We start from the raw sequence: 13786 nt of genomic DNA, 5'->3' as shown, positions 1-13786 counted from the left end.
CCGACGGCGCGCTCGGGCAGAATGTCGGCATGGACCAGTTGCGCGCAGTCGTCACGGGAGCGAGTTCGGGGATCGGAGCCGCCACGGTGCGTTCGCTCGTCGCGACCGGATGGGACGTCGTCGCGGTCGCACGGCGAGCCGATCGGCTGGCGGCGCTCGCCGAGGAGACCGGCGCGGACGCGTTCGTCGCCGACGTGACGAGCGATGCGGATGTCGCTGCGCTCGCCGAGCACGTCGCCGCGACCGGCGGTGTGCACGCGCTCGTGAACAACGCCGGCGGCGCCAAGGGGCTCGCGTCGGTCGAGGAATCCGACCTCGACGACTGGGCGTGGATGTTCGAGGTCAACGTGCTGGGACTCAAGCGCGTCACGAGCGCACTCCTCCCGCAGCTCAGACGGAGCGCGGTCGACCGGGGCGTCGCCGACATCGTGAACGTCACCTCGATCGCCGGACACGTGGCCTACGTCGGCGGCGGCGGGTACAACGCGGCGAAGTTCGCCGCGCACGCGATCACCGAGGTGCTGCGCCTCGAGCTGAACGGCGAGCCGATCCGGGTGGTCGAGGTCGCCCCGGGGATGGTGCGGACCGACGAGTTCGCGCTCGTGCGGTTCGGCGGCGACCGGGCCCGCGCGGACGCGGTGTACGACGACGTGCCCGAGCCGCTCGTGGCGGAGGACATCGCGGGCGTGATCGTCGACGCGATCTCGAAGCCGCGGCACGTCGACCTCGACCTCATCGTGGTCAAGCCCGTCGCCCAGGCGGCGCCGTACCGGCTCGCCAAGGGCGAGTTGGTCGTGAAGGCGGAGCCGGGCGCATGAGCGTCGGTCGCGTCGAGCGTCGCCATCGCTGGGTCGACCGCACCGCGGCCGCGCTGGCGGTCCTCGGGTTCCTCTTCGTCGCGGCGTACACGGTCGGCGTGCTCGCACCCGACTTCGCCGCCGAGTGGCGGCACGTGTTCACGATCGTCTACGTCGTCACGTGGGCGGCGTTCCTCGCGGACTTCGTCGTCCGGCTGGTGCTGACGCCCCCCGGCGAGCGGTGGCGATACACGTGGCAGCATCCGATCGAGTTCCTCTCGGTCCTCATCCCCGTGTTCCGGGCGCTCCGCGCCGTGACGCTGCTCCGCAACATCCCCGCGCTGCAGCGCCGCACCCCCGACACGGTGCGCGCGAACTTCGTCATCTCGGCCGTGGTCTACGCCGCCATGTACGTCTTCTTCATCGCGCTCGCCACGCTGCAGGCGGAACGGAACGCCCCCGGCGCGACCATCACGAACTTCGGCGACTCGCTCTGGTGGGCCGTGGTGACGCTCACGACGGTGGGCTACGGCGACACCTACCCCGTGACGGCCCTCGGTCGTGTCTGGGCGGTGTTCCTCATGATCGGCGGCATCGCGATCGTCGGCGTCGCGTCGGCGACGATCATCTCGGTCCTGAACGAGCGCCTGAACGCGCTCCGCCACGACCACGCGACGGATGGGGCGGCGCTCGCCGAACGCGAAGGGCTCATGGAGGACGACCTCGACGTCTCCGGGTCGGCGTCGACCTCCGACGGCGACCCGGCCGGCCGGTAGCCTGACGGGCATGACCTTCGACGCGAACGACGCCGCGACCGACGCCGACGGGATCCGGCGCGAGATCCTCTCCTGGGACGACTTCGGCGACGCCGCGCGCTCGCTCGCGGGCGACGTGCTCGGTTCGGGGTTCCGGCCGGACGTCGTCATCGCGATCGCGCGCGGCGGGCTGCTCCTGGCCGGCGCGATCGCCTACGCGCTCGGCACCAAGTCGTGCGGCTCGATCAACGTCGAGTTCTACACGGGCGTCGACGAGCGACTGCCCGAACCCGTACTGCACCCGCCGATGCTCGACGCACCGGCGCTGTCCGGTCGCCGCGTGCTCCTCGTCGACGACGTCTCCGACTCCGGCCGGACGCTGCGGAAGGTCGTCGACCTGCTCTCCGACGCCGGTGCCGAGGTGCGCACCGCGACCCTGTACACGAAGTCGCACACCGTGCTCGCGCCCGACTACGACTACCGGCGCACCGACGACTGGATCGTGTTCCCGTGGTCGGCGCTGCCGCCCGTCGAGGCGGCGGAGGCGATCCGATGAGCGTCCACCTCGTCGGCGGCGGGTGGGACCCGGCGCACGCGGCATCCGTCTACGGCCCGTTCCTGGACGAAGCGGCCGAGGCGGCCGGCCGGGTCGGCGCCGACCGCGCCCGCATCGCCGTCCTCCTTGTCGCACCGGAGGACGAGGCAGCGGAGCTCGCCGCGCGGTGGCGCCGTGTGCTCGAGTCGGTCGCCGACGTCGATGCGGCGGTCGCGCTCGTCGACGAGCGGGGCGCGTTCGAGGTGACCGCGCTGGCCGGTGCGCACGGCGTCGTGGTCGGCGGCGGGCTCACGCCCGCGTACCGACGGGCGGTCGAGCCGATCGCCGCCGAGCTGCGACGTCGCGCCGCGGCCGGCGAACCGTACCTGGGCTTCTCGGCCGGAGCCGCGATCGCGTCCGACACCGCGCTGCTCGGCGGCTGGCGCATCGGCGGGGTGCCGGTCGCGCCGGAGGAGGCGGGCGAGAACCTCGACGAGGTGACGGTCGAGGCGGGGATCGGCCTCGTCGACCTCACGATCGATTGCCACGCGGCGCAGTGGGGCACGCTGACGCGCCTCATCGCCGCGACCGAGGCGCGACTCGTCGACGGCGGCATCGCGATCGACGAGGACACGCTGTTCTCGATCGGCGCCGCAGGTCTCCGCGTCGCCGGCGCCGGCAGCGTGTGGAGCGTCACGTCCGACGGCGACGGGGTCTCGGTCCGGAGCATCTCGGGCTGATGGGCCGCACGCTTCCCGAGCTCGCCGCGGCGGGCCTCATCGACCCGACCTGGGCGGAGGCGCTCGCGCCGGTGGCCGGCGACATCGCCCGCATGGGCGACCTCCTCCGCACCGAGGTCGCCGAGGGGCGCGGCTACCTCCCCGCGGGCGACGCGGTGCTGCGCGCCTTCCGGCAACCCGTTCACGACGTGCGCGTCCTCATCGTCGGGCAGGACCCGTACCCCACGCCGGGGCACCCGATCGGCCTCTCGTTCGCCGTCGAGCGGCACGTCCGGCCGCTGCCCCGGAGCCTCGCGAACATCTACCGGGAGCTCGCCGACGACCTCGGCATCCCCCCGGCCGCGCACGGCGACCTGGGCGCGTGGAGCACGCACGGCGTCATGCTGCTGAACCGGGTCCTCACGGTCCGGCCGGGGGAGCCCGCGTCGCACCGCGGCATGGGCTGGGAGCGCGTGACCGACCACGCCATCGGCACGCTCGTGTCGCGCGGCGGACCGCTCGTCGCGATCCTCTGGGGCCGCGACGCGCAGACCCTCGCGCCACGCCTGGGAGACGTTCCCCGCATCGAGTCCGCCCACCCCAGCCCGCTGTCGGCGAGCCGCGGGTTCTTCGGATCGCGGCCGTTCAGCCGGGCGAACGAGCTGCTGGTCGCCCAGGGCGGCGAGCCCGTGGACTGGGCGATCCCGGCCTGACGCGGTCACGCGTCATCCGTTCGCAATCTCGCGCGCGTAGCATGGCGGGATGCTCGAGGAGGAATACCAGGCGCGCCGGTCCCTGCCGCGGCACCTGCGCAAGCCCGAGGAGCCCGAGGCCCCGTTCTCCTTCGAGATCCGTCCCGCGCGTCCGGCCGACCTGCCCGCGGTGCGCGAGATCTACAACTACTACGTCGCGAACTCGACCGTCACGTTCGACGAGGACGCGATGTCGCTGCGCGAGTGGAAGCAGAAGTTCGCCTACCTGAGCCGGCTCGGCATGCCCTTCCTGGTCGCCGAGTCGCCCACCGGCCAGCTCCTCGGCTATGCGCTGGTGTCGCCGTGGAAGCAGAAGCGCGCGTACCGGTACACGGTCGAGAACTCGATCTACCTCGGCCCGGCGGCGTCCGGCAAGGGGCTCGGGCGGGCGCTGCTCGGCGCCCTCATCGACGCCTCGAAGCAGGCCGGGCTGAAGGAGATGATCGCCGTCGTCGCCGACCAGGGCGCCGACGCGTCGATCCGGCTCCACGAGGGGTTCGGGTTCCACGAGATCGGCCGTATGGGCAGGGTCGGCTTCAAGTTCGACCGCTGGCTCGGCACGGTGCTCCTGCAGAAGACCCTGAAGTAGCGGATGCCGGCGCTGCGCCGGACCCGCTGTGCGTAGGCTCGGGTGGTGGCCGACCTGCACGAGGACCTGCACGAGTACACCGCGCTGGAGCTGCACCAGCTCCTGCAGCGAGGTGAGGTGACGCCGCTTGAGGCGACCGAGCACTACCTCGCCCGGATCGAACGCCTCGACCCCGAGGTCGGGGCGTTCGCGGTGGTGACGCCGGATGCCGCCCGCGACCGGGCTCGGCTCGTTCGGCGCGAGGTCGCGCACGCCGCGCCGCTCTGGGGCATGCCGCTCGCCGACAAGGACCTGCACCCGCGGGCCGGCGTCGTCACGGCGTTCGGATCGCGTGCGTTCGCGGGCGACGTGCCCGACGAGTCGGATGACCTCGTCCGGGACGTCGACGACGCCGGCGCCGTGAGCCTCGGCAAGACCGCGACGCCCGAGTTCGGCCTGCCGTCGTACACGGAGCCGCTCGCGGGCCGCGCCGCGCGCAACCCGTGGGATCTCTCGCTCGGGGCGGGGGGCTCGAGCGGCGGGGCGGCGGCCGCGGTCGCCGCGGGCCTGCTGCCGTTCGCCCCCGGCAGCGACGGCGGGGGATCGGTGCGCATCCCGGCCGCGTCGTGCGGGCTCGTCGGCGTGAAGCCGTCGCGCGGGCGGGTTCCCTCGGGGTCGGGCATCGACCGCCTCGCGGGCCTCGGCGTCGTCGGGCCGTTGGCTCGCACGGTCGCCGACGCGGCGCTGCTGCTCGACGGCCTCATCGCTCCGCGCGGCTACCCGGCGCAGCATCCGTTCGCCCTGCGCGCCCCGGGTGACGACGGGCCCTACCTCGGTGCGGCGATCCGCGGCGGGGGACGGTTCCAGGTCGGCGTGATGCTCGATACGCCGTGGGACGACTTCACCGACATCCGCGTCGAGGACGAGCCGCGCGCGGCGCTCGACCGCACGATCGAGCTCCTCGATCGCATGGGCCACGGCGTCGAGGAACTGCCGCCGTCGCGCGAGCCGGGGTACCCGGCGGCGTTCCGCACGATCTGGCAGGCCGGCGCGGCCGGGATCGCGGTGCCTCCCGGCGCGGAGCACTCGCTCGAGCCGCTGACCGGTTGGCTCGTCGAACGCGGCCGGGAGCGGACCGCGGGCGAGCTCGCCGAGGCACTGGGCTGGCTCACGGCGTTCGAACGTCGGACCATCGCCCGCTTCGCGGCGGTCGACGCGGTGCTGACGCCCGCGCTCGCCATGACCCCGCGCCCCGTCGGCTGGTACGACGCCGACGACGCCGAGGAGAACTTCGCGCAGCAGGTGAGGTTCACGCCGTACACGTCGTTCGTCAACGTCGCGGGGCTGCCCGCGCTCACGCTGCCGGTGCACGACACCGAGGCCGGACTCCCGATCGGTGTCCAGCTCATCGGCCGCCCCGGTGGCGAGGCGACCCTCTTCGCGCTCGCGGCGCAGCTCGAGCGGGCTGCGAGGCGCGGTCGGCGTCGCCCGCCGGTGTGGTGACGGATGCCGCGTCCGCGCCGGTCGCCGCGGGGACCACTCGCCGCGTGTCATCCGCCCGCGACCGTGTGCAAGACTTAGGTAATGCTTACCTCACTCGCCGTAGCCGCCGCGTCCGCGACCGCACCAGTGACGGCCACCGCGCGACCGCGTCCCGCCTACCGCGGCTTCCGCGCGCGCGTCGCGCGCGTGCGGCGGCTGTCGGAGCACTTCACCCGCGTCACCTTCGCGGGTGAGGAGCTCGCGGAGTTCGGGACGGCCGGCTTCGACCAGCGGGTGAAGGTGGTCCTGCCGCTCGACGGCTCGGGGTTCGCCCACTTCCCCTCGGGCGAGGACTGGTATTCCGCGTGGCGCGAGCTTCCCGCCGAGCAGCGCAATCCGTTCCGCACTTACACGATCCGGGCAGTGCGGCCCGAGCTCCGCGAGGTCGACGTCGACTTCGTGGCGCACGGCGACGTCGGCCCCGGCTCGGCCTGGGCCGCTCGCGCGCAGCCCGGCGACGAGATCGTGCTCGTCGGCCCCGACGAGCTGAGCGATGGGCGCACGATCGGCATCGACTGGCGTCCCGGCGCCGTCGACACCGTCCTGCTCGCGGGCGACGAGACCGCGGCGCCCGCGATCTGCGCGATCCTCGAGTCGCTCCCCGCCGACGCCGAGGGTGCCGCGATCATCGAGGTCCCGAGCGGCGACGACGTGCTCGAGGTCGCCGCACCGACCGGTGTCGAGGTGCGCTGGCTGCCGCGCACCGGCGCGCAGTCGCACGGCGAACGACTCGTCCCCGCCGTCCGCGACTGGGTCGCGCGCACCTGCTGGCTCCGCGATTGCGCCGACCCCGCGTCGGCGGCCGCCGAGTCCGCCCGCCGGACGCTCGCCGAACTCGAGGCGGCGGCCGACGCCGACGGCATCCTGTGGGACGTGCCCGAGGGCACGAGCCTCGACGGCGACTGCTACGCCTGGCTCGCGGGCGAGGCATCCGTCATCACCGCGCTGCGTCGCTTCCTCGTGCGCGAGGCGGGGCTCGACCGCCGCCAGGTCGCGTTCATGGGGTACTGGCGGCGGGGCCGCGCCGAACTGGCGTGAACGCGACCCCGATCCCGGCGACCGACGCGACCCCGGTCGCGCCGTCCGCGACGCGACCCGGCGCCGCCCAGTCGACCGCAGCGGCCGGCCGGTCGCGCTCCGGTCGCGCCGTGGCGGTCCTCGCAGGGGGCACGATCGCCCTCCTCGTCGTGGTCGCCGCGAGCCTCGCGCTCGGCGTCCGGATGATCGATCCGGGCGAGGTCTGGCAGGCGCTGCTCGCGCCCGACCTCGCCGACCCCGATCAGGCCGTGGTCGTGCAGCTGCGGATCCCGCGGACCGTGATCGGACTCGCGGCGGGGGTCGCGCTCGGGCTCGCCGGCACGCTCATCCAGGGTGTCACGCGCAACCCGATCGCCGATCCGGGGCTGCTCGGGATCAATGCCGGCGCGTCGCTCGCCGTGGTGCTCTGCATCTCGCTGCTCGGCGTGACCGCACCGCTCGCCTTCATCTGGTTCGCGTTCGCGGGCGCGACGATCGCGGCCGCCATCGTGTTCGCGATCGGCGGTGCGCGTCCGGTCCGGCTCGCACTCGTCGGGGCGGCGCTGACGGCGCTGCTCACCCCGCTCATCGCGCTCGTGCTCCTGCGCGACACGGAGGCGTTCAACCAGTACCGTTTCTGGGCCGTCGGCTCCCTCACGGGACGCGAGCTCTCGACCGTCGCCGCCCTGTGGCCCTTCCTGGTGATCGGCGTCGTCCTCGCCGCGGTGCTGGCCCACCGGTTCAACCTGCTCGCGCTCGGCGACGACGTGGCCGCCGCCCTGGGGCAGCGCGTCGGCGTCACGCGCGCCCTCGCCGGCATCGCGCTCGTGCTCCTGTCCGGCACCGCGGTCGCGCTCGCCGGCCCGATCGCGCTCGTCGGGCTCGTCGTGCCGCACGCGGCGCGCCGACTGGTCGGCAGCGACTACCGGTGGATCACCGCGCTCGCGGTGCTGCTCGGGCCGATCATGCTGCTCTCGGCCGACGTGATCGGGCGTCTGGTCGTGCCGAACGCGGAGCTCGAGGCGGGGGTCGTGGCCGCGTTCCTGGGTGCACCGGTGCTCATCGCGATCGCTCGGAGCCGACGGGTGGCCGGACTCTGATGGCCGCACTCCGAGCCGCTCGCACCTCCGACGGGCCGAACGCGCGCAACGCCTCCGCAGCCGGAGCCGATGTCGAGGCCGCCGGAATCGCGCGCGGGATCGCGGACGCCCGCGTCAGGGACCGCCGGCGCCGAGTGCTCGTCGTCGTCGTCGGGGCGGCCGTCGCCGCGGCCGTCGCGCTCGCGGCACTGTCGTTCGGCGCGGCCGGTGTGACGCCCGACCGCGTGCTCGCGGTACTGCTCGGCGGCGGGGACCGCATCGAGCGCTTCGTCGTCCTCGAGCTGCGCCTCCCGCGGATCCTCGCCGCGCTGGTCGTGGGCGTCGCCTTCGCACTCGCGGGCGCGGTCTTCCAGTCGACACTGCGGAATCCCTTGGCGAGTCCCGACATCCTGGGCATCTCGGCCGGGGCGAGCCTCGGCGCGGTCTGGGCGATCCTCGGACTCGGCGCGGGGGGCGCGATCGTCGCGGGCTTCGCGTTCGGCGGCGGGCTCGTCGTCGCGATCGTGATCTGGCTCGCCGCGTGGCGTCGGGGCCTGCACGGCGTACGGTTCGTGCTGGTCGGAGTGGGAATGGCGTACCTCTGCGGGTCGAGCGTCGCGTGGCTGCTCGCACGTGCCGAGGTGCGAGAGGCGCAGACGGCGCTGCACTGGACGGTCGGCAGCGTGGCCGACGTCCGGGGCGACGAGCTCTGGCTCCTCGCCCTGGGCACCGCGACGTGCGGCGCCGTCCTGGTGGTCCTCGCGAGGGCGCTCCGGCCGCTGGCGCTGGGCGACGATCACGCTCGTGCGCTCGGGGTCCGCGCGGACGCGGCGCGCGTCGCGCTGCTCGTCGTCGCCGTCGCCCTCGTCGCACTCGCGACGTCGGTCGCCGGACCGATCGCCTTCGTCGCCCTGATCGCGCCCGCCGTGGCACGACGGCTCGCAGGACACGGGGAGGCGGCGATCGCCTCGGCCGCGGTCGTCGGCGGCGTGCTCACGCTCGGCGCCGACGTGGCCGGCCAGTTCGCGATCCCGGGCTTCACCGCGCCGCTCGGCATCGTGACGGGCGTGATCGGCGCACCATACCTGCTGTGGCTGCTGGCCCGTACCGAGAGGAGCCGCGCATGAGCGCCCTTCCCGTTCCGCCCGCCGCGTCGGCCCGCGGGCTCGTCGCCGAGGGCGTGAGCCTCGGCTACGACGGCCGGCGTGTCATCGACGACCTCGACCTGGCGATCCCGCCCGGTCGCATCACGGCGATCGTCGGTCCGAACGCGTGCGGCAAGTCCACCCTCCTCCGGGGGCTGGCCCGACTCCACCCCCTCGAGGCCGGCCGCGTCGTGCTCGACGGTCGTGACGTGGCTCGGATGCCGCGACGCGCCCTCGCGCGTCGCGTCGGCGTCCTGCCGCAGTCCTCGGTCGCCCCCGACGGCGTGCGGGTCGCCGACCTCGTCGCGCGCGGCCGGTTCCCCCACCAGGGCTGGTTCGGACGCCACTCGAGCGACGACGACGCGGTCGTCGCCGAGGCCCTCGCCGCCACCGGCATCCGCGACCTCGCGCAGCGACCGATCGAGGAGCTCTCCGGCGGGCAGCGCCAGCGCGTGTGGATCGCGATGGTGCTCGCCCAGCAGACCGACCTCGTGCTGCTCGACGAGCCGACCACCTTCCTCGACGTCGCGCACCAGCTCGAGCTGCTCGACCTGCTGACCGCGCTCAATCGCGAGCGCGGCACCACCGTGGTCATGGTGCTGCACGAGCTGAACCTCGCCGCACGCTACGCCGATCACCTGGTGGTGATGTCGGCGGGCCGGATCGTCGCCGAGGGGGACCCGAACGCCGTGCTGACGGCCCGAACCGTGCGCGAGGCGTTCGGCCTGGAGTCGCACGTGATCGCCGATCCCGTGTCGGGGAGCCCGTTGGTGGTGCCGATCGGTCGATTCCACGCGGTCGATGACCGCTCGTGACATCCGGCGTGCAGGCGCGGTCTACTTAGGTTAGCCTTGCCTTATTAATTCCCCCGAACCTAGGAGCATCCGTTGCGTCTTCGACGTTCCCTGATCGCCGTGGCCGGCGCCGCCGTCGCCGCGCTCGCCCTGTCCGCCTGCTCGGCCGGCGCGGCCGAATCGTCCGAGAGCGAGTCCGACGCCGCCGCCGCCGGCGGCTTCCCCGTCACGATCGAGCACGCCTTCGGCGAGACGGTCGTCGAGGAGGACCCCCAGCGCGTCGCGACCTGGGGCTGGGGATCCACCGAGGCCGCGATCGCCGTCGGCGTGTACCCGGTCGCCATCGCCGAGCAGGCCTGGACCGTCGGCGAGGGCAACTACCTGCCCTGGGTCGAGGCGGCGTACGAGGAGGCCGGCGAGGAGCTGCCCGCACTCATCCCCGACCCAGAGGGCGGCGCGACCATCCCCTACGAGGAGTTCATCGCGGCCGAGCCCGACCTGATCCTCGCACCGTACTCAGGGCTCACCGAGGATCAGTACGACACGCTCTCCGAGATCGCGCCGGTCGTGGCCTACCCCGAGGCGCCCTGGACCACCCCGTGGGATCAGACCATCGAGATCACCGCCGAGTCGCTCGGCCGTGCCGATGAGGGCGAGGCGGTCCTGCAGGACATCGCCGACGGCCTCGCCGAGCAGGCCGCCGAGCACCCTGACTTCGCGGGCACGACCTTCGCCGGCGTGTGGGACGGCGATGGCTTCGTCTACGTCTACACGGCCGCCGACTCTCGCATCGAGGTGCTCACCGAACTCGGGCTCGAGGTCGCCCCGAGCGTCTCCGAGCTCGACACGAGCGACGGCGGCTTCTTCTACGAGCTGAGCTACGAGCAGCTCGACCAGCTCGACGCCGACGTGATCGTCAGCTACCACAGCACGAACGAGGAGGCCGACGCCTTCCTCGTCAAGCCCGAACTGCAGGCGATCCCCGCGGTCGCGGCGGGCAGGGTGGCGCAGGTCTCCGACCCCGTGACGGTCTCGTCGGTCTCGCCCCCGACCGCGCTGAGCTTCGACTGGGAGGGCGGCCTGCCCGCACTCGTCGAGGCCATCGCGGGCGTCGTCGAGCAGTGATCGAGCGCTGACGGTCGGAGGGCCGGGTTCCCAGCGGAGCCCGGCCCTCCGTCGTCGGCGGTGTCTCCGCCTCAGCCCTCGCGTGACCGCGCGCGCCGACGCGGCAGGTACCCGCCGGCCTCGAGCCCCGCCTCGATCTCGAAGCGGTTCGTCAGCGGGTTCCGGCCCGACATCCAGTACAGGATCGGGAAGAGCAGGCCGTACTTCCGCCACTGCTCCCGGTGGACCACCTCGTGGCCGAGGACGGTGTCCGAATGGTTCCGATCGGTGAGGTAGCAGCCGCCGACGCACGATCCGCCGCGCCCGAACGTCCAGCGCGGCATCCCGCTGAAGACGACGAGGCCCTGCCGCACCTCGATGCGGCCCCGGCTCCAGAGGAACCCCCAGGCGAAGCCGACCATGGTCGCCCACCAGTAGCCCGCCATGCTGATGGGCGAGTCGGTGAGCCGGACGCGCACCGTCCGGCTCATCCGCCGACCTCGGGACGGCCGTCGGCCTCGAGCAGCCGCAGCCACACCTCGCTCAGGGTGGGGAACGCCGGGACGGCATGCCAGAGCCGGCGGACCGGCACCTCGCCCACGATCGCGATGGTGGCCTGGTGCACGAGCTCCGCGACATCCTGCCCCACGAACGTCGCGCCGACCACGACATCGCGCTCGTCGTCGATGACGAGCCGCGCGCGCCCCTCGAAGCCGTCGGCCAGGATGCCCGCGCCGGTCACGCTCGAGAACGCCACCTCGGGCGTGCGGACCGAGAGCCCGCGCGCAGCGGCGTGCGCGGTGGTCAGGCCCACCGAGGCGACCTCCGGATCGGCGAAGACGACGCTCGGGACGGCGACGGCGTCGGCGGTCGCGGTGTGGACCCCGTACCGTCCTGCGTCCACGGGGCGTCCGAGCGCGCGCGCCGCGATGACGTCACCGGCCGCGCGGCCCTGGTACTTGCCCTGATGTGTGAACGACGCGCGCCCCGTCACGTCGCCGACGGCGTAGAGCCACGGGACCCGCTCGTTGCCGTCGCGGTCGCCGCCGGCGCCGTCGCGGTCGGCGGCGGATGCCTCGTCGAGGTCCACCACCGCGAGCGTGTCGTCGACCCGGATGGACGACCCGGGCTCGAGTCCGACCGTCTCGACGCCGATCCCCGTCGATCGCGGGCGGCGACCGGTCGCGACGAGCACCTCGTCGGCCGTGATCGACTCGCCGTCGTCGAGCTCGATGACGACGGCGTCGGCATCGTCGCGGCGCACGCGCACCGGACTCGCGCCCTGCCTGAGCTCGACCCCGAGCGCGCGGAGTCCCTCCGCGACGGCCTCGCCCGCGAACGGCTCCATGCCTCCGAGCAGCCCGTGGCGCACGATCATCGTCGTCCGAGTGCCGAAGCCGGCGTACAGGATCGCCATCTCGACCGCGACCACCCCGCCGCCGATGATCGCGAGCCGGCCCGGCACGCTCCGCGCCCCGGTCGCGTCGCGGCTGATCCACGGGCGCGCGTCGGCGAGACCGGGCACGTCCGGGACGACCGGCTCCGAACCGGTGCACACGGCGACCGCATGGCGCGCGACGAGCACCTCGTCGGCGCCTCCGCCCGACGGGGTGACGACCACCCGGCGCTCGCCGTCGAGGCGACCGTGACCGCGGACCAGGACGGCGCCGACGCTCTCGAGCCAGTCCGCCGCGTTGCGGTCGTCCCAGTCGGAGACCCAGTAGTCGCGGCGCGCAAGGGTCTCGGCGACGTCGACGTCGCCCATGACCGCACCGGATGCGCCCCGCACCCGTCGGGCGGCCCGCAGCGCCGCACCGCTGCGCAGCAGCGACTTCGACGGCACGCACGCCCAGTACGAGCATTCGCCGCCCACGAGCTCGTGCTCGACGACGGCGACCTCGAGGCCCGCGGCGCGGGCCCGATCCACGACGTTCTCACCGACCGGTCCGGCACCGAGGACGACGAGGTCGAACTCCCTGGCCATGCGCGCTCCCTCCTCGGGCCGGAGGACGCGCCGACCGGCCACCACGCCAGCCTATGGAGCGGACGCCGCGGTGGCGAGGATCCGCGCGCGATCGATCAGGATGCGCCCGACGAGAGCGCGCCGATGAGTCGGAGGATCGTCGGCAGGTCGTCGAGCGCCGCCTCGGCGGACGACGGCGCGAAGCCGGCGATCGACGCTCCCGCGAGCGGCACCCGGGCGACGACGGCGCGAACGAGTGCGACCAGTTCGTCCGGATCGGCACCGAAGGGCAGCGGATACGACAGCCCGGCGATCGCGGACGGATCGAGCACGTCGAGGTCGACGTGCACGTAGACCCGAGAGGCACCGGTTGCGAGGATCGCGTCGACGATCGCATCGGGTACGCCGAACCGGTCGACGCCGACGGTCGCGATGCCGTGCTCGTCGATGAACGCCTGCTCGCCGGCGTCGACCGCGCGAATTCCGCCGAGGACGAACCGGGAGGGTGCGATCCGCTCGCCGTCCGCGAGCGCCAGGCCGTCGGCGCCCTCGCCTGCGATGGCCCGCAGCACCATGCCGTTGAACGCACCCGACGGGCTCGTCCCGGGCGAGTTGAGATCGGGGTGGGCGTCGAGCCAGAGCACGGCCAGCGAGTCGGGATCGCCCGCCGCGGCCGTCGCGACCGAGGCCAGCGCGATGCCGCAGTCGCCGCCGATCGTGATCGGCGTGCGGCCGAGCCCCTGCATCGCGTCGCGCATGCGATCGCCGATCCGCCGCAGGGCGCTGTAGCGGTGGACGCCGGTGCCGAGCGCGTCGCCGGCCTCCACCGGCACGTCGACGACCACGGTGGCGGCTGAGGGGAGGTCTCCGCTGATGGCGTGCGCCCCGTCGGCGTGGCTCATCGCGCGCGCGGAGACGGAACCCTGCCACTCGGGGACGACGACGAAGGCGGCCGGCATGGTTCCCAGTATGTTCCTCGCGGCATCCGCGCGCGAGCACGGACCGGCTCGCCGGGC

The 13786-nt window shown here is 73.9% G+C and carries 15 protein-coding genes; 12 read left to right on the top strand and 3 right to left on the bottom strand.

Annotation, left to right across the window (positions count from 1 at the left end):
• Positions 1-29: 29 nt before the first annotated feature.
• The 12 genes from ACIQH8_RS01375 (at position 30) to ACIQH8_RS01320 (ending at position 10828) form a co-directional block, all read left to right on the top strand.
• Positions 30-818, top strand: a complete 789-nt coding sequence (locus ACIQH8_RS01375; RefSeq protein WP_400993844.1) for an SDR family oxidoreductase — start codon at positions 30-32, stop codon at positions 816-818.
• Complete coding sequence (locus ACIQH8_RS01370) at positions 815-1573, top strand: potassium channel family protein (RefSeq protein ID WP_400993842.1); 759 nt, start codon at positions 815-817, stop codon at positions 1571-1573. Before ACIQH8_RS01375 ends, ACIQH8_RS01370 begins: the two co-directional genes overlap by 4 nt.
• A 10-nt stretch (positions 1574-1583) precedes the next feature.
• Entirely contained in the window at positions 1584-2108 is a 525-nt protein-coding gene (locus ACIQH8_RS01365) for a phosphoribosyltransferase (protein WP_400993839.1), read from the top strand.
• Positions 2105-2827: a peptidase S51 gene (locus ACIQH8_RS01360; protein ID WP_400993838.1), complete on the top strand. Its 723-nt coding sequence runs from the start codon at positions 2105-2107 to the stop codon at positions 2825-2827. The genes ACIQH8_RS01365 and ACIQH8_RS01360 overlap by 4 nt, the downstream gene beginning before the upstream one ends.
• Positions 2827-3519 carry a uracil-DNA glycosylase gene (locus ACIQH8_RS01355; RefSeq protein WP_400993836.1) on the top strand — a complete coding sequence of 231 codons (693 nt, stop codon included), beginning with the start codon at positions 2827-2829 and terminating at the stop codon, positions 3517-3519. Before ACIQH8_RS01360 ends, ACIQH8_RS01355 begins: the two co-directional genes overlap by 1 nt.
• A gap of 49 nt (positions 3520-3568) precedes the next feature.
• Positions 3569-4147, top strand: coding sequence for a GNAT family N-acetyltransferase (locus ACIQH8_RS01350; RefSeq protein WP_400993834.1), 579 nt, complete (start codon positions 3569-3571; stop codon positions 4145-4147).
• A 45-nt stretch (positions 4148-4192) separates the two neighbouring features.
• Entirely contained in the window at positions 4193-5629 is a 1437-nt protein-coding gene (locus tag ACIQH8_RS01345) for an amidase (RefSeq protein ID WP_400993832.1), read from the top strand.
• An 81-nt stretch (positions 5630-5710) separates the two neighbouring features.
• Positions 5711-6706 carry a siderophore-interacting protein gene (locus tag ACIQH8_RS01340; RefSeq protein ID WP_400993829.1) on the top strand — a complete coding sequence of 332 codons (996 nt, stop codon included), beginning with the start codon at positions 5711-5713 and terminating at the stop codon, positions 6704-6706.
• On the top strand, positions 6703-7785 hold the full coding sequence (locus ACIQH8_RS01335; RefSeq protein WP_400993827.1) for a FecCD family ABC transporter permease: 1083 nt from the start codon (positions 6703-6705) through the stop codon (positions 7783-7785). Before ACIQH8_RS01340 ends, ACIQH8_RS01335 begins: the two co-directional genes overlap by 4 nt.
• Positions 7785-8891: a FecCD family ABC transporter permease gene (locus ACIQH8_RS01330; RefSeq protein ID WP_400993825.1), complete on the top strand. Its 1107-nt coding sequence runs from the start codon at positions 7785-7787 to the stop codon at positions 8889-8891. The genes ACIQH8_RS01335 and ACIQH8_RS01330 overlap by 1 nt, the downstream gene beginning before the upstream one ends.
• Entirely contained in the window at positions 8888-9724 is an 837-nt protein-coding gene (locus ACIQH8_RS01325; protein ID WP_400993822.1) for an ABC transporter ATP-binding protein, read from the top strand. Before ACIQH8_RS01330 ends, ACIQH8_RS01325 begins: the two co-directional genes overlap by 4 nt.
• Before the next feature lie 72 nt (positions 9725-9796).
• Positions 9797-10828, top strand: a complete 1032-nt coding sequence (locus ACIQH8_RS01320; RefSeq protein ID WP_400993819.1) for an iron-siderophore ABC transporter substrate-binding protein — start codon at positions 9797-9799, stop codon at positions 10826-10828.
• A gap of 71 nt (positions 10829-10899) precedes the next feature.
• Here the strand turns inward: ACIQH8_RS01320 and ACIQH8_RS01315 are convergent, their stop codons facing one another.
• From ACIQH8_RS01315 to ACIQH8_RS01305, 3 genes are all read right to left on the bottom strand, one after another.
• Positions 10900-11298 carry a Fe-S oxidoreductase gene (locus ACIQH8_RS01315; RefSeq protein ID WP_400993817.1) on the bottom strand — a complete coding sequence of 133 codons (399 nt, stop codon included), beginning with the start codon at positions 11296-11298 and terminating at the stop codon, positions 10900-10902.
• Positions 11295-12791, bottom strand: coding sequence for a dihydrolipoyl dehydrogenase family protein (locus ACIQH8_RS01310; protein WP_400993814.1), 1497 nt, complete (start codon positions 12789-12791; stop codon positions 11295-11297). Before ACIQH8_RS01310 ends, ACIQH8_RS01315 begins: the two co-directional genes overlap by 4 nt.
• A 95-nt stretch (positions 12792-12886) precedes the next feature.
• Positions 12887-13729 (bottom strand): arginase family protein, encoded by an 843-nt coding sequence (locus tag ACIQH8_RS01305; RefSeq protein WP_400993811.1) that lies wholly within the window; start codon positions 13727-13729, stop codon positions 12887-12889.
• Positions 13730-13786: the final 57 nt, after the last annotated feature.

Source organism: Agromyces sp. GXQ0307 (assembly GCF_044769845.1).
Classification (GTDB): Bacteria; Actinomycetota; Actinomycetes; order Actinomycetales; family Microbacteriaceae; genus Agromyces.
This window is presented reverse-complemented; position numbering and strand designations above follow the sequence as displayed.